The sequence below is a fragment of the Gordonia sp. SL306 genome, assembly GCF_026625785.1.
GTDB lineage: Bacteria > Actinomycetota > Actinomycetes > Mycobacteriales > Mycobacteriaceae > Gordonia.
This window is the reverse complement of sequence record NZ_CP113063.1, coordinates 283062-303989: the sequence shown is the minus strand read 5'-3', so window position 1 is coordinate 303989 and position 20928 is coordinate 283062. Positions and strand designations below refer to the sequence as shown.

The window sequence follows — 20928 nt, the reverse complement described above, 5'->3', positions numbered from 1 at the left end:
GGTCACGGCCTCTCGCCGTGACCGCTATCCAAGTTCGTTGATGTTGTCGAGGTTGTCGGGCGATTTCAACGCCAGTGTGGGCGTGCCCTTCAACTCTCGCTTGGCAATGCCGACGAGCGTGCCCGCGGGCGGAAGCTCGACGACGGCAGTGGCGGCCTGCTCGCGCATATACGCAGAGCACAGGTCCCAGCGGACCGGTTTTGTCACCTGTCCCACTAGTCTTGTCAGCGCGTCGGCGCCATTCGTTACAGGTTGGCCATCGAAGTTGGACAACAGCGTCCGATTGGGATCTGCGGGGGTGATCTTCGCCGCGGCCGCGGCGACGGCCTCCTGCGCTGGGGCCATGAATCGCGTATGGAACGCTCCCGCGACTGCGAGCTTACGCGTACGGGCCTTTTCCGGCGGGTTGGCGATGAGTTCGTCGACGGCGGCCACGGTGCCGGCCGCCACGATCTGGCCGGCCGCGTTGCGATTGGCCGGGACGAGATCGAGTTCGTCGAGGCGCGCGAGGACGGCGGATTCGTCGCCACCGAGAACCGCGGCCATCGTCGTCGGCTCGACCGCGCAGGCCTTGGCCATCTCGGCGCCACGGATGGCGGCCAGTGACACGGCCTCGTCGCTGCTGATGACACCGGTGATGGCGGCGGCGGCGAGCTCACCGACCGAATGGCCGGCGACGATCGCATCGGCGGGCAGTTCCGAACGCCTCGCGAGCTCTTGGTAAGCCAGCAGCGCCGACGCGACCACGAGCGGCTGGGTCACCGCTGTGTCGGTGATCTCGTCCGCGGTCGCAGTGGTACCGAGGCGCTCGAGATCAAGGCCGATCAGCTTCGACCACGTCGAGAGTTGGTCGCGGGCACCCGCAAGTTCCAACCACGAGGACAGCATCCCGGGCGTCTGTGAGCCCTGGCCGGGCGCAAGCATCGAAAGCACGTGACCAGAGAACACTGTCCGAGGGGTCTTTGTGGGTGTTGAGCCCCATGAACCTTGTCGCGACCTTTTGTGGGGTTCCCACAAACTTGATCTAACCCATACCTGGTTCGACACCACTTTGAGATGCGTTATCAAAACGTGTCCCAGGGAGTGTGATCAGCGGAAACGTGAAAACAAGGCTGTGGCTGGTGTGGTTCATGTGGCCTGTGAGTGCGTTTCGTTTTGGAAGTGTGTCAATCGACCAACAGTCGCCGCGACCCTCAGGACATAGCCGTCGCGAGGGTTAGTTGGATCACGTCCTGTGATTTCCGAAATTTTCTTCAGTCGGTAACGAACTGTATTTGGATGGATATACAGAACGCGGGCACAACTCTCGACCGAGCCCCCAGAGTCGAGATAGGCCTCGAGGGTCGCGTTGAGGGTGCTGCCACCCTTCGCCAGGGGGCGGACCAACGACTCGTTCAACGTGGCCATCGCCGCGGTGTCGCCGTTGAGCGCACGCTCGGGCAGCAATTCGAGACTGTGGACCGGGCGCGGTGCGTTCGGCCACCCGACCACTGCCGCGATACCGGACATGGCCTCGCTGGCACTCGTGTGTGCGCTGCCGAGGTTCGGCATCGTGGGTCCGATCACCACCGGGCCGTCGGCGAAATGGGTCAGCAACTCGGTGACGAACCGCTCGCCGGGTTTGACGGGTCCGCTGACGATCGCGACCAGGAAGGTGCCCTGGACCACCGAGAGCGCGGACCGGTCGAACTGTTTCGCCGTGTTGTGGATGGCCAGCGGCACCGAGACGTTCTGCTCGGGCGGCGGAGTTCCGACGATGATGGTGGCCGGTGCGTCCGAGTCCCAGTTGAGGGCGGCCGCCCGTGACAAGAGCTGCGGTCCGGTGTCACCGCGCACGACAGCGTCGACGACAAGGGCCTCGAGGCGGGAGTCCCAGGCGCCGCGCGACTCGGCGGCCGAGGCGTAGATGGACGCGGCGGCGAAGCCGATCTCGCGGCCGTACCGCAGCACCGATTCGGTGAGCGCCCGGAGCTGGGCGTCGTTGCGGGCGAGCAGTGGGAGCCACTTCTCGAAGAACTCCATCGCCACGCGCACCATCTCGACGGTCTGCAACAGCGTGATTCGCCGGGCCAGGTCCTGCGGGACCACCTGGAACGCCTGGACGGTGAACTTGACGTTGCCCTCGGGGTCCTGAATCCACTCGACGAAGTTGACGACGGCCGTCTGGACGACCAGCTGGACGCTCGCGCGTTGCGCCGCGTCGAGGTCGGCGAAGTAGGGGAGCTGGTCCTGCATCGAGTGAACGGCCTCGGTGGCCAATCGTCCGCTGTACTGCTTGACCCGTCGCAGGAGGGTGTCGGGCAGGGCGTCGTGCACGGTCGCCGGTGCGGGGACGTGGGCGCCCCGCGCACCGAACACGTCGGCCGACGGTGGCTCCTGGTTCACGCGTGCATCGCTCACGGTCTCAATCTATGCCCATGCGTCGGCCGACGATCCGCAGATCGTCGGCCGACGCAGAGCGAACGTGCCGGTACTGTCAGGCCACGCCCGGATCGCTGGTCTGTTCCGGGGCCGCGGCGACGTCGGTGATCTGATACTTCTCCGCCGCTTCGGCCGCGACGGTGAACGGGATGTGTCCGTCCCGGGCGAGCGCCACGAGCACCGCGACGACGATGGACTCGGCGTCGACGTTGAAGAACCGCCGTGCAGCGGGCCGGGTGTCGGAGAAGCCGAAGCCGTCGGTGCCCAGGGTGAGATACGTGCCCGGTACGTAGGCACGGATCTGCTCCGGCACCCCGCGCATGTAGTCGCTCACCGCGACCACCGGACCGGCGACATCCGCGAGGAGTTCCGTCAGGTAGGGCCGAGGGTGATCGACCGCGGGTTCGCGCACCGCCGCGCGATCGACCCGGATGCCGTCGCGGGCGAGTTCACTCCACGACGTGACCGAATAGACGTTGGCTCCGACGTTCCACTCCTCTGCGAGGATCTCCGAGGCGCGCAGCGCATCGGGCATCGTCACGCCCGACACCAGGATGCTGGCGGGATGCTCCTTGCCCTGGGGGGCGTCGGTGAATCGATGGATGCCCTTGAGAACGCCCGCGACATCGAGATTCTCCGGCTGTGCCGGCTGACTGATCGGCTCGTTGTACACGGTCAGGTAGTAGTAGACGTTCTCCGGCTCGTCGCCGTACATGCGCTCGAGCCCGTCGGCGATGATGTGACCGAGCTCGAATGCGAAGGCGGGGTCATACGACACCACAGCTGGATTGGTGGCGGCCAGCAGCGGCGAATGGCCGTCCGCGTGTTGGAGTCCTTCACCGGTCAGAGTGGTCCGCCCCGCGGTCGCGCCGATGACGAACCCGCGGGCCATCTGGTCACCTGCCGCCCACAGGCTGTCGCCGGTGCGCTGGAAACCGAACATCGAATAGAAGATGTAGAGCGGGATCATCGGTTCGTCGTGGGTCGAGTACGACGTGCCGACAGCGGTGAACGACGCTGCCGACCCGGCCTCGTTGATGCCCTCGTGCAGGATCTGGCCCTCGGCGCTCTCCTTGTACGCGAGCATGAGCTCGGCGTCGACGGAGGTGTAGAGCTGTCCGTTGCGGTTGTAGATCTTCAGGGTCGGGAACCACGAATCCATCCCGAAGGTACGTGCCTCGTCCGGGATGATGGGCACGATCCGATTGCCGATCTCCTTGTCGCGCAACAGATCCTTGAAGATGCGTACCAGCGCCATGGTGGTGGCGACCTGCTGTTTGCCCGAACCCTTGCCCGCGGTCTTGAGCGCCCGGCTGACGTCGGGCTTCAGTGCCTTGGACTTGGTGCGCCGGGCAGGCAGGAAACCGCCGAGGGTCTTGCGCCGGTCCAGCATGTACTGGATCTCCGGCGATTCCGGCCCCGGGTGGTAGTAGGGCGGCAGGTAGGGGTTCTCCTCGAGTTGCGCGTCGGTGATCGGGATGCGGGTGCTGTCGCGGAAGGCCTTCAGATCATCGAGCGTCAGCTTCTTCATCTGGTGGGTCGCATTGCGGCCCTCGAAGTGCTTGCCGAGCGTGTAGCCCTTGATGGTGTGCGCGAGGATCACCGTCGGCTGGCCCTTGTGGGCCATCGCCGCCGCGTAGGCGGCATGGATCTTCCGGTAGTCGTGGCCACCGCGCTTCAGATTCCAGATCTCGGCGTCCGAGAGGTCCTTGACGAGTTCCTTGGTGCGCGGGTCGCGGTTGAAGAAGTGTTCGCGCACGAACGCGCCGTCGTTGGCCTTGTAGGTCTGGAAGTCGCCGTCGGGGGTGGTGTTCATGAGGTTCACCAGCGCACCGTCACGATCGGCGTGCAGCAGGGTGTCCCACTCGCGACCCCAGATCACCTTGATGACGTTCCAGCCTGCGCCGCGGAAGAACGACTCGAGCTCCTGGATGATCTTGCCGTTTCCACGGACCGGGCCGTCGAGGCGCTGCAGGTTGCAGTTGATGACGAAGGTGAGGTTGTCGAGGCCCTCCGTGGCGGCGAAGCTGGCCAGACCCCGCGACTCCGGCTCGTCCATCTCGCCGTCGCCGAGGTAGGCCCACACATGCTGGTCGGAGGTGTCGGTGATGCCGCGGTCGTGCAGGTAGTGGTTGAAACGCGCCTGGTAGATCGCGTTCATCGGGCCGAGTCCCATCGACACCGTCGGGAACTGCCAGAACTCCGGCATGAGGCGCGGGTGGGGGTACGAGGGCAGACCGCCCCCCTCGCCGGCATGGCTGTGTTCCTGCCGGAAGCCGTCCATCCGGGCCTCGTCGATGCGCCCTTCCAGGAAGGCGCGGGCGTAGATGCCCGGGGACGCGTGACCCTGGATGAAGACCTGGTCGCCGCCGCCGGGGTGATCGGTACCGCGGAAGAAGTGGTTGAAGCCGACCTCGTAGAGCGCGGCCGACGACGCGTACGTGGAGATGTGTCCGCCCACGCCCACACCGGGGCGCTGCGCGCGGTGGACCATGATCGCGGCATTCCAGCGGATGAACGCACGGAACCGGCGCTCGACCTCTTCGTCGCCGGGGAACCATGGCTCGTTCTCGGTGGGAATGGTGTTGACGTAGTCGGTCGATGTCAGCGAGGGGATCGCGACACGCTTCTCGCCTGCGCGTTCGAGGAGTCGGAGCATCAGGTAGCGGGCGCGGGCGGGACCCGCGTGATCGAGCAGGTCGTCGAAGGATTCGAGCCATTCCCCGGTTTCGTCGGGGTCGATGTCCGGCAGGTACGACGCAACTCCCTCGCGGATGACGCGAACGCGGTTGCGATCACCGCCGGCTGGGGTTTTTGCCGGCTTGGAGCCGTTGCCCTGGGTGGCGGTCGTCGTGCGGTCTGCCTGGTCGGTCACTGTTATGCCTACTCCCTCGGTCGGCCGGATTCACGGTGGTGTCCGGCGTGCGATGACACGGGGCCGCTCCCATGATGTCGGGACCGCGGCGTCCCCCTCTCATCGTGCCCCATGTCACTGCGGTTGGCATCGGGTGGTCAACCTTGCTGCCACCCGCCGCGACCTGCGGTAGCGTTCTGGTGTTGGTTACTCGTGGGTCAGGAGCGCAATGCGGGACACCGGCAGGAGCAGCACCGCACGCAGGGCCGGTCGACGACGGCCGGCGGCACCTGCTGCGACGATGATCTGCGCCGTGATACTCCTCGCGGCATCGGCGGCCGGATGCTCGTCGTCGGTGGACGGAAGCGGGTCCGCGGCCCCCGGTGAGGTGGCCGCCTACAGTTCGGACGTCGCCGCGTCGAGCGAGACCGCCGGACGCGACGACGCGAGCAAACTGTGCCGCGAGGCCATGTCGTCGATGGTCGTGATGGTCCGCGGGTACAACGCGTTCGTCCGTCGACTCACCGAAGTCCACACCTACAGCGACGTGGGAGACCTCGATGACAAGGCGCGCGCGAGCCTGATCGCCGGGGCCGACCTGATCCGGCAACAGGTGACCGAGGCGACCCCCGCCGACGTGGCGGACCCGGCCAACCGGTTCCTCGACTCCACCGGACGACTCGGTGCCGCCATCGGGCAGCGCCAACTCGACGGGCTCAATCCCGTTGCCGCCCAATGGACCCGGGACAAGCAGGCCACGCTGAACGCGTGCTCGGTCTACCTCCCGCTGCCGCCGACCGTCGCGGCGTCGCCGGTGCCCACGTCCGGTGCGACCGGTGCAGGCCCGTCGTCGGCGCCTGCTTCGCCGCCCACCCCGTGAGACACATTCGGCCTGCCCCCTGTTCGGGTTGCACTCTGAGCATTTAGGCTGTTCCCTAAGCTGACAGTCGAATTCGCATGGCAGGGAGGTCGCACGCGGTGGTAGCCGCCACAGAGTCCAGCAGCGCTGGGGGCAACAACGCCCACAAGCTGGGATTCACGTCCGGCATGGTGGTGCAGGAACTGGGTTGGGATGAAGACACCGACGACGCCCTGCGGGCCGACATCGAAGACGTCATCGGCGGTGAGATGGTCGATGAGGACGCAGATGACGTCGTCGACGTCGTCGTGCTGTGGTGGCGTGATGACGACGGTGACCTGGTCGATGCACTGATGGACGCCATCTCGCCCCTGGCCGACGACGGGTACGTCTGGGTCTTCTCGCCGAAGACCGGCACGGACGGACATGTCGATCCCAGCGAGATCGCCGAGTCCGCACCGACGGCCGGCCTGACACAGACCAATGTGATGAGTCTCGGGGGATGGTCGGGGTCGCGGCTGGTGCAGCCGAAGACCCGCAAGCGCACATGACCGGCGAGGGTACGGTCCTCCCGACGTCGCCGCTGCGCGTGGGAGACGCCGCGCCCGACTTCGAGCTCCGCGACCAGAACAACCAGCGCATCTCGCTGTCTGCCCTCCGGGCCGAGAGCAAGGTGCTGCTGGTGTTCTTCCCGCTGGCGTTCACCGGGACGTGTCAGGGTGAACTCGGCTACATCAGGGATCATCAACCGCAGTTCGACCACGACGGGCTACGTACCGTCGCCGTGTCGGTAGGGCCGCCGCCGACGCACAAGGTGTGGTCGTCTGCGCAGGGGTTCCTGTTCCCGATCCTCTCGGATTTCTGGCCCCATGGTGCGGTCGCCGAGGCGTACGGCGTCTTCAACGAACACAACGGTTACCCGAACCGCGGGACGTTCCTGATCGAGCGCGACGGAACGGTCGCGTTCGCGGACGTCGTCGGCCCTGGCGAAGCCCGCGAGCAGGCGCTGTGGGACAAGGCGCTGCTCGCCGCGCGCTGATCGTGTTCATGCTCGGTCAGCCGACTGAGACCCGTCCCGTGCGGCGGGCCAGTCGGGCGAGCGGTGGGAACACCAGTCGCTGAAGCCACGCGGGAATGCCGGCGAGGTAGCCGTCCTGGAGTTCCCACAAGGTCGCGAGATCGAGCGGATTGCGGGGGATGCCGTATCGATTGGTGCGCCCCGCGGCGTCCAGCCGATGCCAGGTCTCGAACATCTCGCGATGATGCGCGGGTGGGCGGATCACATGCTCGACCTCGACGTCGTGGTCGAGGGTCCAGAACTCGTGCACCTGGCGCGGTCGGATGGTGAGCTCGTCGTCGGGGCCGAGTTCGACGTCGTTCTTGTCGACGCGAAACCGCATTCGTCCGCGTCGCACATGGAATGACTCGGTGAGGTTCGGATGCCAATGAGGCCCGGCCATCCGTCCCGGCGTCGGGATCTCATGGCGCAGGACGAGAACGGCGTCGTCGCCGTCGGACGTCGTCCCGATGACCTCGATGACGTGACCGTCGCGGAAGGTCAGGGTGTTGCCGTCCATAATTACCAAGGCTACCTTGGTAATTATGCCTTCGGAAGACCCGCCTCGACTGCTCTTGCGACTCCTGGTGGAGGCGACCCGGGCTTTCGAGGACCGAGTGCTCGACGACCTGGCGATCGACGGGATCCGGCCCGCCCACTTCTCGGTGTTCCGCTACCTGGCCCCGGAGGGCAGCCGCATCGGTGATCTGGCGACGGCGGCGGGAATGACCGGACAGGCGATGGGCGAGCTGGTCGGGAAGGTGCGGGAGCTGGGCCTGGTCGATGTGGTGACCGACCCGGCCGATCGTCGCGCGCGGCTGGTGAGATCAACGCCTCGTGGATCCGCGGCGGTCGCACAGTATGCCGAACAGGTGCGTGCGGTCGAGGGGCGACTTCGCGACGAGATCGGCGCGGCGGGCCTCGAAGAGCTGCGCGGGTTGCTGGCCCGCGCGGGTCGGGTGTTGAGCGAGCCGTCCGGTTGATCGGTGAACTCGGCCGCAGGTCGGGCTGGAGCTTTGGCTCTGGGTTTGGGCTGGGGCCCGTGAGCCATTACATTCATGTCTTGGTGTTCGCCGGTCTCGACATCGGTGTTCACTCACGCGCGTATAGCTCAGCGGTAGAGCTCTGGTCTTACACACCAGCGGTCAGGGGTTCAAATCCCCTTGCGCGCACCACCGCAACCGGTCCTGAGTGCCCAACAGCCAGGCCGATTCCGCGTCCGCTGAACAGCGGGATACGTTGCCGCACGACACATCTGACGAAAACCGCGCCGAACCACCGCAGCCCAAGGCTGAACGCCCACCCGTCGCCGCGGGTGAGGGTAGCGCGCCAGAAACCCCCAGAAGCCCGTGGACGGCTTGGCCCCGCCCACGCCACCAACAACAGCCGGAAACCCGCGAGCGGGCCACACAGCGGGCGATACGGACGGCCCGAGAGCCGACGGCCGACGCTCACCACGGACATCGCCACAGCGAGGACAAACGAACCGAACAACATGAGCAACAGCGACCTTCGGCAGAGCAGCGGGCGAGGGACGAAGCACAGAGCGTGCGGATTGACGTCAATCATGAACCGTCACAGCAATTGCGCAACGGGCAGTAGAAGAAGGGTGCCGGTGTCATAGGTCTACGAGACAATGCACGGATGATGCGGATCTACCTAGATCAGTCCGAGTGGATCGGCCTCACTAAGCGCCGCGTCGGCAAACCCGACGGCGATCGGTACGCCGAGGTTCTCGACCTCGCGAGGGTGGCTGTGGAACGAGGGCAGGTGTCGTTCGTCCTGTCCTGCGCGCACTATTACGAGACCCAACGCCGCGGGACAGGGCACAGCCGTCGCGAACTGGGCGAGACGATGGCCGAACTAAGCAAGTTCCACGCCATAGCCCCCGTTCACAAGATTGTCCCGGCCGAGATTCGGGAGTACCTCACCGGCGAGCCTCTGCCGTCACAGATCAACCTCTTCGGAGTCGGATTCAAGCACGCCTTTGACACCCGCTTTGACTTCTTCGACGCGCTCGACCTACCTGCTCTGGATTTGCTACCCGAGCCAGTCCGCGCAGAAATGCGTAAAGCGGCCGAGCTGTTTGTCTTGGCCGCGCCCGAAGAGGCGCCCGATGCTGCCCGGAAGATGCTCGAAACAGCCTCGCAAATACACACCAGCTCGCAAGCCTTCGCCGACGGTCAGACCGGCCTGAGCAGAGCCGTTGTCGAGCAAAAGCTAGGAGGCCGCCTCGGCGACGTGGCGGTCATGTCGGAACTCGCGGACATTATCGACCCTCTGATGTCCGAGTGCGACCGCAGCGGAGTCGAGCTTGGAGATCTGATTGCCAGCAAGGAGGCGCAATACGATCTCCTGAAGGGCATCCCCAGCCGATGGGTAATGAGCGAACTACGACGGGTCCGATTACGCAATCCTCAACAGCCCTGGAAACCCAACGATCTCAACGATCTATCGTTCCTGTCGATCGCGGTTCCCTATTGCGACGTTGTAGTGACCGAACGCCAGTGGGCCATGCACATCAATCAGCTAGGCCTGGCCCAGCAACACGGCACCACAGTCTTGCACGACTTGACGGATCTCGCCGAGGTGCTCGTGACTGCTTCCCGGACTGACGGCTAGGCACAGTTCGCCCAGCGCACCCGACAACCCTCGGCCATGCTCTCGAACCCGCCTCGGTACCGTGTCCGGCACGAGAGAAAAAGCGCAACCCCCGCGCATTCGTCCTCATTCGCGGTACTTTGCAAAGGTGGCTGTTCAAGGAAACCCGGTCTCAGCAGCGTTGACTGCCCATGTGCATGCGGCAGCTACGACAATCGAAGTGACCGCGCTCGACCATTTCCCCAATCTCATAATTTACCGGTGCCTCGCTTCATCTTCGAGCGAGCTAGCTCAAGCAGCGATCAGCGCAATACAAGCTGGTGAGCAAACAGCATCCGAAGTGATAACGATGCCAAGAAAGGGTGTCGGGACACGCCCAGTCGAAGTTTTGTGCCCAGTTTCACGCGTTCGCTACACCGCACTGGTCAATAGCCTAATAGAATCGCTTCCGCCAGCATCGCGACAGGAACGATCCTGGTCAGAACACACGATGTTCGGAGAGTCCGGCGATCACACTCACGTGGTGGAGATCGACTTTACATCATGCTATGAGTTTATCGACCACGCCGATCTGCGTCGTGAGCTATCGCTGAGATCATTCGATTACGACGCAATTAGTAAACTCATGGAGACGGTTCTCGGCGTTGGGCACCACGGGCGCGGACTTCCGCAGATGCTGGAGGCTAGCGACCGCCTAGCAGACACCTACCTCAGTATCGTAGACAGACAATTGACACGACGCGGACACCCTATTCATAGGTATGCTGACGACATTCGTGTACTGGCTTCGAACTGGGAATCAGCAAACGAGATAATAGAAACCACCGCAAGCGTGGGACGGAGCCTAGGATTGGTTCTATCCTCGGAAAAGACTTCCATTCGGTTGAAAGAAACTATCGCTGCATCTAACAGATCGCGAACAGCTTCGATAATAGCCGCCTTAGACTTGTCGACGACTGATCCAACGGACTTCGATTTCGGCCCATATTCAGAACCACCACAGCCTTCGAGCGAAGATACGAGCGCGCAGCTCACCGAGTCAATGAAGCGAATACTTTCAGATTGGCAGGCCAAGTTCTCCGAGTCACGCAAAATCCAGGGAGGGTATCCGCGAAAGACGGATATTGACTTCCTGGTAAGCCCTGCCGTGATACTCCTCTCAGACAACGAAGAGGAACTCGAATCACAGCTTGTGGCCGACCTTGCTTTCGACTCTCCACTCCGCAGTGAGATAATTTGCAGATACTTTATTCTCCGTAATCAAAAGGGCCTCACTGTAAGTGACGCACTGTTCGCCCGCGCAACCGAAGCATCAGAGCGAAGCCCCTGGTCAAAGTTGTGGTTGTTGCATACCGCCCGCGATCTGGGCGTTTCGAGCCCCGATATTGTTACATGGGCCAGAAAGCAGCTGAATGATTCTCACGAAATTGTCCGCGCAGAGGCTTTGTGGACTCTAGCCCTATTAGACGACCTATCACTCGACGAGGTCTCCAGACTTTACCGATCAGCAACCCGCGTTTCGACGCCTGCCCTAGCCGCCGCTACCGCCTACTGGAACAACAAGACGGGGTCGAAAGAGAGTCAGCGACTCAGCGGGGCGCTGGATGGTGACTCATTATTGAACCGAAAGGCAAGCCAGTGGGCGCGGTCATTGACCCAGAAGAGTTGACCGAGTCTGGCGAGCGGGCATGCGTACGACTAAACGAGCTTTATGGGTCTAATCTACCGACCGCTCAGCTAATTACCGGAATTGGGACGGTTGTTGAGCGTCACGTTGGCGCAGTATTGGCTCGCCTAATCTACCTAAGTGACGTGCAATCAACACAAATCGGCGCCGCGCTTGTGGATGAGATTTCCGACTCGATGAACGCAACCTGGAATAACAGGAAAAAGTGGCTATCGTCCGGATTTGGCATAAGCTACTCGGGAACCGCCTCTGGCCAGAACTTCGATACGTTGGTAGAGCTTAGAAATTCGATTGTCCACGGCGACGGGGCGCTGAGCGACTTACAGGAAAAGAAGTCTGTGGATAAGCTGATAGCGTTGCGGCGCGAATTCAAGGAACGTCTATCGACAAACTTTCTCGGGCGCGCAGAGTTCGCAGACGATAGTTCCGATAGAGCTATGATCATTGCCCGTCAATTCATACTGGACTTCGATCGGTCCGTAGTATCGCTATACACCGAGGCGCGTCGGTTCTAGTGCTACTCCCACTGAACGGCGCTGGATGGTCGAAAAGCGTCGCATCGAAGAACAGTCGGGTGCAGCGCACCGATTCCTGAGTTTTGACAATGCCGGTAGGCCAGAGCCCACACTGAGAGACATCGACCAGTGGAAGGGCATTAGCATGGCTACCGCAGCAGAGCACAAGATCACCGCCGAGACCCTCGCGGCCGAGGCCGCGACCGACTTCGCGCGGACGAACACCACCGCCGCCCAGTTCAAGACGGCCCTCGCCCAGGTGCATGCAACGTTGGCGACGGTGACCGAATGACCACATCGAACTCTGCGAAGCGGACGCCGAAGGCCAAGCCCGCCGGGGTCGACATGTCCTCTCGCGCATTGCGTCAGCACTATGTGGACGAGGCCGCCCGGCTGAACCTCGTTCTTGACCATGCCGACGAGGTGCTCATCGAGAACGCGTGCGCGACCATCGACACCATCACCGCCCTACAGCGGTCGATCGACACCGACGGCGCGGTGATCGTGTCCCCGACTGGTGGGGTGAAGAACAACCCGGCGACCACCGAGATCCGGCAACAGCGACTCGCGTTGCCGAAGCTGCAAGCGCTGATCACCCACAACTTCACCGTCGCCGCCAACGAGGGCCGGTTGACCTCCACAGGCGCCGTGCCCGGCTCGACCCGCGGCCCCTACATGGGCACCGCAGGAGCAGCAGCCGCCCGCAAACCTCGACGCCGCAACCAGCCGCCCACACCGCGATCGGCAGCCCGGTAATGGCCCGGTTGGCTGGTGCCGGAGAGGTCGCAGGCAGCACCGGCCGCCAGATCATCCCGCCGCGATCCCCGCCGAGTGTCGGGCCGACTACTGGCTCGACGAGATCGGCGACGAACACGGCATGCCTCGATTGGACCGGGACGACGCATGCCTCGCCGCCTACGGCCACACCGCCGACGAAATGCGCACCGGACACAGCCTCAATCCGTTCGCCGGACGCCACGACCGGCCCTCACCCCTCGACGCGACAGTTCGTCACCCGTGGCCGCACTGGCGCAGCATGCTAGCCGCCCAACGGGCAGGCGAAGCGTTCGACCAGTGGTGCCGCGACCGGAACTTGCTCGACGACAAAGGTCGACCACCGCGGGAGTTCCTCACCGCCCAACGACACGGCAGCACCGACCGATGAACACGAGCCCGCGGGTGTTGCATGTACCCGAACGCTGTCGACAAGGGCGCGAGTTGACTTCCCGCACAACGCATATCAGTCTCGGACCTTCCGGCAACGGGAAGGCCTCGCAGCCGGTCCGATGGGAGTGTCTGCGATGCCTCCGCACCGACTGCTATCGCGCACACCTCGGCCGCGACGGCGATGTTCCGGAAGGTGTACTCGACGAGGGCCGGTTCTGCCGACAGCCGATGAACGGTTGCCCCCCAACCAGCGGGCACAGCATGGCCGCGACACGGATCGCAGGGAGGCGCCCCCGGCTGGTGGACCCGCGTCCACTTCGCTTCCGGTTGGGGTTACTGAGAACCCGACCCGACGCCCGAACTCCGGGCCGAGCGCGAGGCAGCCGAGCACGCCCGAGCCACCGCCGAACTCGCAGAGCAGGAGCTACATGACGCCCGGCTACGGCGTGATCAGCGACGCCGGGACAACGAGGCCGCCACGGCCGCGATCAGGTCAGCGATGAGTAGCGCACGGGGTGGAGTGGCATGAGAATCTCGCTCGACGTGTTGGGCCGAGAGGTCTTCGCGATCGAAGCCGGCAGCCTCATCGAGCACCGATCCTGAATGGACTCACGTCCTCAGCGAAACCCCTACACCGACGACCGAGGCGCCCGACGTTCCCGGCAAGGTCGTCGTGCGCGGCACCGATTCGACATGCAGTAGTCCGGCGATCGCCGATGCAGCGTTGATCTGATCGGGGTCGACGTCCATCTCGGCGTGCCCGGTTACGTAGGACAGGCCGCACGCGTCACCTGGAAGCTCTCAGCACCCCTGCCCACCACTGGAAGCGCGCTCGTCAGTCTGCTCGCGGCCAGCGAAGACGGACCGGTCACCCGCCAACTCGGTTACAAAACGGTCGACGGTGAGTTCTCTGCCTACTACGTCTTCGACATGGACACTGCACAGCAACGCGCACTCGATGGACTCCCCGGGACGTCAACCCCCGGCGAGATCAGCGGGGTCTTACCCTCAGCCGACATCGACGCACTCGGCGACAACTGGCACTGGTCAGCCGCACTCAACCTCGACGGCGAAGACGTCGACACCTGCCCGGCATAGGGCAGAGAGACCAAGGCAATGGGCGACCGACCCGACCCCGACCGGCACCCGCACGCCTATCGCGTGTGGTTGGCCGAACAGCAACAGCGACAACGCCTGTTGAATCAAACCCGCGGGTTCGGCCGATACGCCCCGCCACCCCGAGGAGAGCGAATACCGGCGGCCGACCCGCCGCTAGGGTCCGATTGGACGACCCCGGTCGGTGTCGTTATCCGCCAGTGTCGGAGTTGCCGATTAACCTGGACACGAGCGATGGACGTTCTTGAGAAGGGTGCCAGCATGGCCGGTCGGAACGACAACGATTCGGAGTCAGAGCAGCCTGCCGACGGCCCGGATCGACGCATCACAGACAGCGCCGATCGGCCCGAATTCGTCGATTGGGGATCGAGCGACTCTCTGACCGGCAGCGCCCCGCCTCCCGGCAGACGTCGAAGGAAGGGATAAGGCATGAGTAACCCAGAAGACACCAGCGACGATTCCCCGGCGGTCGAGACACAGGGAACAACTGAAACACCCGAGTTCGTCGATTGGGGATCTAGCGACTGGCAGACTCACGGCCAGAACCCGGACTCGCTGCACTTCAAGCACGAACGTGGCTACTGACCGGCCCGACGGCCCTGAGGTCTTCTCCCTGCATCTAGAGCAGCAGTTGCAGCGTGAGTACGACCGCAAGGCGATGCTCACCGCTCGCGGGGAGATCATCGCGCGCACGGTGCTCTCGATCCTGACCGTTCTCGTCGCGGGCGTTGCACTCGGACTCGGCGCGAGTATCGGCATCCGCCCACATGCAGCGACGTGGATCGTTCTCGGCGTGGCAGCGCTAGTCGGCATCAGCGCTCTCGTCGCGGCCTCACTGGCACAGTCGGCGTCAAGTCGCATTCTCTCATCGTCAGACGACATGCTCCGCGAGATGGTCGGCGAGAGGTGGAACGACACCGCCGAGAAAGATCCGCAGTTAGTGATCGCGAAGCGCCACGCCGAGGCGATCATCAAACTTCGGGAGGCTAACGAGAAGCGTGCGCGTCAGGCCAAGGCAGCCCTCGCGCTTCAGCTCATCTTCATAATCGGGCTGGTCGCCGCCGTGGCGATCGAGGTCGTCATGCAGGTCGCTCAGAACTGAGAGCCCCCGCGAAGCTGGCCGGTGCTCGCGGGGGTCTCTGTCGTCGGGTGGACTGCGCCTCAGTTGGAGAGGTCGAAGACCCGGACGCAACCGACTGGTCGAGCGTATGGCGGTCCGGCCGCGGCTGTCCAAAGTCGCTCCACTCAGTCCGCAGCCAGTCCGCAGACCGCGACGCAACGAAAGTAGTCGTCGGTAACAAATACAGTCGATTACGCACTCCAGCAACGATATTCAGTGAATCAGGGACTATCACCGGTAACCCCCGGTAAAGCATGTTTCCGCAGATAGCGGAACTTACACACCAGCGGTCAGGGGTTCAAATCCCTTTGCGCGCACTGCGTTCATTTCCCGGATTTGCCACGCGCATCCGGTTGTTCAGGCCTGCCCGACCACCACCGTCGCCCACATCTGCTCCGACGACGCGACCGTCGTCCCGAGTCCGGCCTCCGCCAGCGCCTCGGCGGTCAGTCGGGACTGCACATCGCCCGTCTCGATCAGTACGTGCCCGCCGGGCCGCAGCCACTGTCCGACGGAGCGGGCCACCCGGCGATGGACGTCGACACCGTCGCCACCGCCGTCGAGCGTGTGTCGGGGCTCGTGGTCGCGGGCCTCGGGCGGCATCATCGCGATCTCGGCGGTCGGCACGTAGGGCGCGTTGACCACCACGACGTCGACGGCGCCGCGGAGTCGATCGGGCAGGGGTTCGAAGAGGTCCCCGCACCACGTCGCGCCGCCGACGGTCGAGAGATTGCGGGATGCGCACCGGACGGCGACCGGGTCGATGTCGCAGGCATGGAGTTCGATGCCGGGCAGCTCGGTGGCGATCGCGAATCCGATCGCACCGGTGCCGCAGCAGAGGTCCACGACGATCGAACCCGGCTGCGTGACGGCCAGCGCCTGCCGGACCAGGAAGGCGGTCCGTTGCCGGGGGACGAAGACGCCGGAATCGACCTCGATCCGAAGGCCTCGGAACGTCATCCATCCGAGTACCACCTCGAGCGGTTCGCCCGCGACCCGCCGCACGAGCAGTTCCTCCAGTTCGGCGGCGTCGCCGGCATCTCCGATGAGCAGTTCTGCTTCCTCCTCGGCGAACACACAGCCCGCGTCTCGCAGTCGGGAGACTGTGTGGGACAAGGTTTCTACGGACACCCCGATCACCGCGATGCCGCCCCGTCCGCCGCTCGTCGATAGCGGGCGGCCAGGTCGTCGTGATACTGCGCCGCCTCCCGGCATTCGTCCACCAACTCCGGCGGGCCCAGCACGGTGAAGTCAGCCTCGAACGCCCGCAGCCAGCGGGCGATGCTCACCAACGACGTGCTGAACAGCACCAGTTCACAGCCCTGATCGTCGCCGGCCTCGATGGTGCCCCACGCCGCATCGACCATGGGTTCGACCACGTCCATCGGCGCGTGGATCCGCACGCGCGCCGACGCCTTCCGGTACACCGCACCGAGGCTGCGCGTCAGATAGCCGGTGGCCCCGCCCTCGGGCAGCTCGCGGGGAGTGAAACGCGGCCCAGTGGGAGTCTTGGGTTCCATCCGATCGACGCGGAAGGACCGCCAATCCTCGCGGCCGAGGTCCCAGCCGACCAGGTACCAGCGCAGACCGCTCCGCACCAACCGGTACGGTTCGATCTCCCGTCGACTCTCCGCCCCGTCGCCGCGTCGGTAGTCGAATCGCAGGCGTTCGCTGCGGTGACACGCGGTCGCGATCTCGGTGAGTACGTCCCCCGACACCGAGGTCCTCGATTCACGCGGGACCGCCTCCATGGTCAGGGCATCGAGTCGGTGGCGCAGACGCGACGGCATCACCTGACGCAGTTTTGTGAGAGCTCCGGCGGACGCGTCCGCCATGTCGGCCACCGAGCCGGTGGTGATCTCGTTGAGCCCGAGGGCGACGGCGAGGACTTCCTGGTCGTCGAGCAGCAGCGGCGGCATCTCCGCACCGGCGCCGAGTCGGTATCCGCCGCCGACGCCGACGGTCGCGTCGACCGGATATCCGAGCTCACGGAGTTTGTCGATGTCCCGCCGGACCGTGCGGGTGGTGATCTCGAGGCGCCGGGCGAGATCCGCGCCCGACCAGTCGCGCCGCGTCTGCAACAAGGTCAGCAGAGCCAGCAATCGGGCCGACGTTTCCAACATGGATTCATCCTGCCGCCTTTTGCGGACAGATGGTGACCTCAATGCCGACGCGTCGCCCTAGTCGGGAGCGCCCAGGTTCAGCTCGTCGGGGTGGGCGCCGACCCGTTCGCCGGTGTCGAGCGTCGCGATCTCGGCCATGTCGTCGTCGTCGAGCTCGAAGTCGAGGACGTCGATGTTCGCGGAGATGCGCTCGTCGTGCACCGACTTCGGTATCACGATGACGCCCGACTGCAGGTGCCACCGGATCATCACCTGGGCGGTCGAGCGGCCGTGGCGTTCGGCGACCCGGGTCACCGTGGGGTCGGTGAGCAGGGTGTTCGGGATGGAATCCACGCCCCAGCCTGCGCCGCTGCCGCCGAGCGGGCTCCAGGCCTCCACCGCGATCCCACGGTCGGCGCAGAACGCGCGGAGTTCTCGTTGCGCCAGACGGGGATGCAGCTCCACCTGGTTGACCGCCGGTGCCTGCCCGGTCGCATCGATGATCGCGGTCAGATGGTGGGGCTCGAAATTGGAGACGCCGATCGACGTGGCCTTCCCGGAGTCCCGGATCTCGATCAGCGCCCGCCAGGTCTCGATCATCCGTGCGGCGTCCTGAAGCGGCCAGTGGATGAGGTAGAGGTTGACGTGGTCGAGGCCCAGTCTGTCGAGGCTGGCGTCGATCGCCGCGTGCGCCCGATCGGCACCATGGTCGGCATTCCACAATTTGGTGGTCACGAAGATCTCGGAACGGTCGACTCCCGACGTCGCGATACCGCGCCCCACGGCCGCCTCGTTGTCGTAGGCGGCCGCCGTGTCGATGTGGCGGTAGCCCGCGGTGCCGATCGCGTACCCGACCGCGTGCTCGGTGTCCCGGTCGTCGGCCTGCCACACGCCGAGACCGAGCTGGGGGATCAGGGCGCCGGTGGAGAGCTCGATGGTCGGGAGATCTGTACTCATGCCTCCAGGCTAGGCCGGAAGCATCCGATCACGACGAACCGTACCGGGGGTGAGTCATGAAGAACTGCCACAACAACTGTGTTGCCGACACAGTGTCGGCGGAGCTTCCGAGCACTCGGTTCCCCATCGAACCCGGCCAGCGGTGGGTTCCCCCGCGGATACGGTAGTGCACGATCGCGTGACCGGATTGCGCACAGAACGGCCACGAAACACGATCGACGACGGAGTTCAGCGGGATCGTCACCGTGGTGTCGGCACACCCGGCCCGGGTGGACCAGGTCCGCAACCAGGCCGGTGTCGAGAGATAGCGTGCGTGGAATCTGGTCCCGCCGCCGTAATGGATGACGCCGTCGGCAGTGCCGTGGAAGTCGACCAGCGAGATCGGCGGACCGTGCGAACATCCCTGCAAGGTGCGGGTGTAGATCGCTGCGCTGATCGTGGCGAAGCCGGTGAACTCCCGCGGCATCCGGCAGGCCAGCATCGCCACCAGGCCGCCGCCATTGGATCGTCCGACGGCATAGGTGCGATTCCGGTCGACGCAGGCGCTCGTCCGCACCGCGCCGAGGATGGCGCGCGTGAACGCGATGTCGTCGGCGCGCGGCGACGAGTAGGGCGCGCCCTGCCAGGCAGTGCGGTTGTCGGTGCCGCGCAGTCCGTCCGGGTACACGGTGATCGCGGGCAACGAGGACAGACCGGTGTAGCGCTCGAAAGTCGCACCGCGCTCGGCGCGGCCGTGGAAGGCGAGGACCAACGGCAGCCGCTGCCGGCCGGTGTGGTCGGCCGGAACGTGAATCCGGTACGTCCGGTGCACCCCGCGTACGGTGACCGACCTGGTGATGGTGTCGCCTGCTCGCAGTGATGGGCACCCGGCGGCCGGTCGCGGATCGATGGGAGACGCCGAGGCCTGACCCGTGACTCCTGGGACCCACCCTGCGCCGGCACCGACCATCGTCACGACGGCCACGAGAACGCTCCAGACGAAGGTGCGGCGCCGTCGACGAGTGCGGGGGTTGTCGTGCACCGCATCACTGTAGTTGTCGGGCATCCGACAGGTGGCGGGAAGTGGTCCGGGCGCGCAAAATCCGTACCTCGGCGCATGTGATCTGACATCCTGAGCGCGTGCTCACCGCCGACACCCCGATGGGTCATCGTCCCCGCCCGGCCGTCCTGATCGCTGTGGTGATCGCCACGATCATCGCGATCGCCGCGCCGGAGATCCCTGTCGCGCTCGGCGCGCCGGCACCGGGCGCCGGATCGTCTGCACCGGCGGCGTTGCCCCGCGACTTCGACTGGGGTGTCTCGTCATCGGGGTTCCAGAGCGAGGGTTTCTCGCCGGACAGCAACTGGCGGCGTTACGTCGCCTCGGGTGCGACGCATGATCGGGTCGGCACCTCGGTGGATTTCCGGCACCGCTATCGCGGCGACATCGCACTGGCGAAGGCACTCGGGGTCAAGGTGTATCGCGTCGGCATCGAATGGGCGCGCATCGAGCCCCGGCCGGGTGTGCTCGACCGTACCGAGATCGCCTATTACGACGCGATGATCGCCGCGATCGTCGCCGCCGGGATGCGGCCGATGATCACCCTCGATCACTGGGTGTATCCGGGCTGGGTGGCCGACCGTGGCGGCTGGGCGAACCCCGAGACCCCGGCGCTCTGGCTGCGCAACGCCCGCCGCGTGGTCGACCGCTACAGCCACTTTCGTCCGATCTGGATCACCATCAACGAGCCGACCGTCTATGTGACGAACGAACTCAAGACCGGCGCGATCGCGGCGCCCGACGTCCCGGCCATGCTCGATCGCCTCATCCGGGTGCACCGCGAGATCTACCGCTACATCCATCGCCGTGATGCCGCCGCGATGGTGTCGTCCAACGTCGCCTACGTCCCGACGGTCGAACCCGTGCTCGACACGCAGTTCGTCGATCGCGTCGCCGACACCCTTGACTTCATCGGGATCGATTACTACTACTCGATCTCACCCGCGAACACCGGTGCCTGGCACGCTCTGACCGATGAGAGTTGGCTGGCGCCCGTGTCGGCCGACGGTCTGTACTACGCACTGCGGCACTACAGCCGCAGATATCCCGGCAAGCCGCTTTACGTCGTCGAGTCCGGCATGCCCACCCGCGACGGCGCCGCCCGAGCGGATGGCTATCGCCGCGGCGATCACCTGCGTGATCTCGTCTACTGGCTGCAGCGGGCTCGCGGCGACGGCGTGAACGTGATCGGGTACAACTATTGGAGTCTGACCGACAACTTTGAATGGGGAAGCTACACACCGAGATTCGGTCTCTACACGGTGAAGGTGAAGTCGGACCACACATTGACGCGCCGGCCGACCGACGCGGTGGCCGCCTATCGACGCATCACCGCCGACAACGGCGTGCCGACGGGTTACCGTCCGACGCGTCCGGCCGAGTACTGTTCGCTCGTCGCCGCACCGGCCAGTTGCGTCGATCCCGTGCATTGA

The 20928-nt window shown here is 65.0% G+C and carries 22 protein-coding genes and 1 tRNA gene; 15 read left to right on the top strand and 8 right to left on the bottom strand.

What is annotated here, in order from left to right; all coding sequences use genetic code 11:
• Positions 1-24: 24 nt before the first annotated feature.
• The 3 genes from OVA31_RS01390 to aceE form a co-directional block, all read right to left on the bottom strand.
• Positions 25-933, bottom strand: a complete 909-nt coding sequence (locus tag OVA31_RS01390) for an ACP S-malonyltransferase (RefSeq protein WP_267629360.1) — start codon at positions 931-933, stop codon at positions 25-27.
• Positions 934-1128: 195 nt separating this feature from the next.
• Complete coding sequence (locus tag OVA31_RS01385) at positions 1129-2400, bottom strand: PucR family transcriptional regulator (RefSeq protein WP_267629359.1); 1272 nt, start codon at positions 2398-2400, stop codon at positions 1129-1131.
• Between the two features lie 76 nt (positions 2401-2476).
• On the bottom strand, positions 2477-5296 hold the full coding sequence (aceE, locus tag OVA31_RS01380; RefSeq protein ID WP_267629358.1) for a pyruvate dehydrogenase (acetyl-transferring), homodimeric type: 2820 nt from the start codon (positions 5294-5296) through the stop codon (positions 2477-2479).
• Between the two features lie 208 nt (positions 5297-5504).
• On the opposite strand from aceE, the gene OVA31_RS01375 reads away from it, so the two are divergent.
• From OVA31_RS01375 to OVA31_RS01365, 3 genes are all read left to right on the top strand, one after another.
• Positions 5505-6155, top strand: coding sequence for a hypothetical protein (locus OVA31_RS01375; protein WP_267629357.1), 651 nt, complete (start codon positions 5505-5507; stop codon positions 6153-6155).
• Between the two features lie 98 nt (positions 6156-6253).
• Positions 6254-6685, top strand: a complete 432-nt coding sequence (locus tag OVA31_RS01370) for a DUF3052 domain-containing protein (RefSeq protein WP_267629356.1) — start codon at positions 6254-6256, stop codon at positions 6683-6685.
• Entirely contained in the window at positions 6682-7173 is a 492-nt protein-coding gene (locus tag OVA31_RS01365) for a peroxiredoxin (protein ID WP_267629354.1), read from the top strand. Before OVA31_RS01370 ends, OVA31_RS01365 begins: the two co-directional genes overlap by 4 nt.
• Before the next feature lie 16 nt (positions 7174-7189).
• On the opposite strand, the gene OVA31_RS01360 is transcribed toward OVA31_RS01365, so the two are convergent.
• Positions 7190-7711, bottom strand: coding sequence for a cupin domain-containing protein (locus OVA31_RS01360; RefSeq protein ID WP_267629353.1), 522 nt, complete (start codon positions 7709-7711; stop codon positions 7190-7192).
• Positions 7712-7736: 25 nt separating this feature from the next.
• Here OVA31_RS01360 and OVA31_RS01355 point away from each other — a divergent pair, with 25 nt between their 5' ends.
• From OVA31_RS01355 to OVA31_RS01305, 11 genes are all read left to right on the top strand, one after another.
• Positions 7737-8174, top strand: a complete 438-nt coding sequence (locus tag OVA31_RS01355) for a MarR family winged helix-turn-helix transcriptional regulator (RefSeq protein WP_267629352.1) — start codon at positions 7737-7739, stop codon at positions 8172-8174.
• 117 nt (positions 8175-8291) lie between these two features.
• A tRNA-Val gene (locus OVA31_RS01350) sits at positions 8292-8366 on the top strand.
• A gap of 469 nt (positions 8367-8835) precedes the next feature.
• A complete protein-coding gene (locus OVA31_RS01345) occupies positions 8836-9813 on the top strand; it encodes a hypothetical protein (RefSeq protein ID WP_267629351.1) in 978 nt (325 codons plus the stop codon).
• 328 nt (positions 9814-10141) lie between these two features.
• On the top strand, positions 10142-11461 hold the full coding sequence (locus tag OVA31_RS01340) for an RNA-directed DNA polymerase (RefSeq protein ID WP_267631362.1): 1320 nt from the start codon (positions 10142-10144) through the stop codon (positions 11459-11461).
• 143 nt (positions 11462-11604) lie between these two features.
• Positions 11605-11994, top strand: coding sequence for a hypothetical protein (locus OVA31_RS01335; protein ID WP_267629350.1), 390 nt, complete (start codon positions 11605-11607; stop codon positions 11992-11994).
• 145 nt (positions 11995-12139) lie between these two features.
• A complete protein-coding gene (locus OVA31_RS01330) occupies positions 12140-12286 on the top strand; it encodes a hypothetical protein (RefSeq protein ID WP_267629349.1) in 147 nt (48 codons plus the stop codon).
• Positions 12283-12750 (top strand): hypothetical protein, encoded by a 468-nt coding sequence (locus tag OVA31_RS01325; protein ID WP_267629348.1) that lies wholly within the window; start codon positions 12283-12285, stop codon positions 12748-12750. The genes OVA31_RS01330 and OVA31_RS01325 overlap by 4 nt, the downstream gene beginning before the upstream one ends.
• A 121-nt stretch (positions 12751-12871) precedes the next feature.
• Positions 12872-13159: a hypothetical protein gene (locus tag OVA31_RS01320; RefSeq protein WP_267629347.1), complete on the top strand. Its 288-nt coding sequence runs from the start codon at positions 12872-12874 to the stop codon at positions 13157-13159.
• Positions 13160-13917: 758 nt separating this feature from the next.
• The gene (locus tag OVA31_RS01315) at positions 13918-14259 is read left to right on the top strand and encodes a hypothetical protein (protein ID WP_267629346.1); all 342 of its coding nucleotides are present in this window, start codon (positions 13918-13920) and stop codon (positions 14257-14259) included.
• A 447-nt stretch (positions 14260-14706) separates the two neighbouring features.
• Positions 14707-14862 (top strand): hypothetical protein, encoded by a 156-nt coding sequence (locus tag OVA31_RS01310; RefSeq protein WP_267629344.1) that lies wholly within the window; start codon positions 14707-14709, stop codon positions 14860-14862.
• Entirely contained in the window at positions 14852-15379 is a 528-nt protein-coding gene (locus OVA31_RS01305) for a hypothetical protein (protein ID WP_267629343.1), read from the top strand. Before OVA31_RS01310 ends, OVA31_RS01305 begins: the two co-directional genes overlap by 11 nt.
• A gap of 375 nt (positions 15380-15754) precedes the next feature.
• Here the strand turns inward: OVA31_RS01305 and OVA31_RS01300 are convergent, their stop codons facing one another.
• From OVA31_RS01300 to OVA31_RS01285, 4 genes are read right to left on the bottom strand one after another with little or no spacing between them, the layout of a single operon-like run.
• Entirely contained in the window at positions 15755-16528 is a 774-nt protein-coding gene (locus OVA31_RS01300; RefSeq protein ID WP_267629342.1) for a putative protein N(5)-glutamine methyltransferase, read from the bottom strand.
• A 5-nt stretch (positions 16529-16533) separates the two neighbouring features.
• Entirely contained in the window at positions 16534-17520 is a 987-nt protein-coding gene (locus tag OVA31_RS01295; RefSeq protein ID WP_267629341.1) for a helix-turn-helix transcriptional regulator, read from the bottom strand.
• A 57-nt stretch (positions 17521-17577) separates the two neighbouring features.
• A complete protein-coding gene (locus tag OVA31_RS01290; RefSeq protein WP_267629340.1) occupies positions 17578-18456 on the bottom strand; it encodes an aldo/keto reductase in 879 nt (292 codons plus the stop codon).
• Between the two features lie 28 nt (positions 18457-18484).
• Positions 18485-19477, bottom strand: a complete 993-nt coding sequence (locus OVA31_RS01285; protein ID WP_267629339.1) for an alpha/beta hydrolase family esterase — start codon at positions 19475-19477, stop codon at positions 18485-18487.
• 119 nt (positions 19478-19596) lie between these two features.
• Here OVA31_RS01285 and OVA31_RS01280 point away from each other — a divergent pair, with 119 nt between their 5' ends.
• Positions 19597-20928 carry a family 1 glycosylhydrolase gene (locus tag OVA31_RS01280; protein ID WP_420714186.1) on the top strand — a complete coding sequence of 444 codons (1332 nt, stop codon included), beginning with the start codon at positions 19597-19599 and terminating at the stop codon, positions 20926-20928.

Bases quoted from the DNA above. Each gene is read 5' to 3' on its own strand.
- OVA31_RS01375 (WP_267629357.1), top strand. From the start codon at position 5,505: ATGCGGGACACCGGCAGGAGCAGCACCGCACGCAGGGCCGGTCGACGA.
- OVA31_RS01365 (WP_267629354.1), top strand. From the start codon at position 6,682: ATGACCGGCGAGGGTACGGTCCTCCCGACGTCGCCGCTGCGCGTGGGA.
- OVA31_RS01360 (WP_267629353.1), bottom strand. From the start codon at position 7,711: ATGGACGGCAACACCCTGACCTTCCGCGACGGTCACGTCATCGAGGTC.
- OVA31_RS01355 (WP_267629352.1), top strand. From the start codon at position 7,737: ATGCCTTCGGAAGACCCGCCTCGACTGCTCTTGCGACTCCTGGTGGAG.
- OVA31_RS01345 (WP_267629351.1), top strand. From the start codon at position 8,836: ATGATGCGGATCTACCTAGATCAGTCCGAGTGGATCGGCCTCACTAAG.
- OVA31_RS01340 (WP_267631362.1), top strand. From the start codon at position 10,142: ATGCCAAGAAAGGGTGTCGGGACACGCCCAGTCGAAGTTTTGTGCCCA.
- OVA31_RS01330 (WP_267629349.1), top strand. From the start codon at position 12,140: ATGGCTACCGCAGCAGAGCACAAGATCACCGCCGAGACCCTCGCGGCC.
- OVA31_RS01325 (WP_267629348.1), top strand. From the start codon at position 12,283: ATGACCACATCGAACTCTGCGAAGCGGACGCCGAAGGCCAAGCCCGCC.
- OVA31_RS01320 (WP_267629347.1), top strand. From the start codon at position 12,872: ATGCCTCGATTGGACCGGGACGACGCATGCCTCGCCGCCTACGGCCAC.
- OVA31_RS01310 (WP_267629344.1), top strand. From the start codon at position 14,707: ATGAGTAACCCAGAAGACACCAGCGACGATTCCCCGGCGGTCGAGACA.
- OVA31_RS01295 (WP_267629341.1), bottom strand. From the start codon at position 17,520: ATGTTGGAAACGTCGGCCCGATTGCTGGCTCTGCTGACCTTGTTGCAG.
- OVA31_RS01290 (WP_267629340.1), bottom strand. From the start codon at position 18,456: ATGAGTACAGATCTCCCGACCATCGAGCTCTCCACCGGCGCCCTGATC.
- OVA31_RS01280 (WP_420714186.1), top strand. From the start codon at position 19,597: ATGGGTCATCGTCCCCGCCCGGCCGTCCTGATCGCTGTGGTGATCGCC.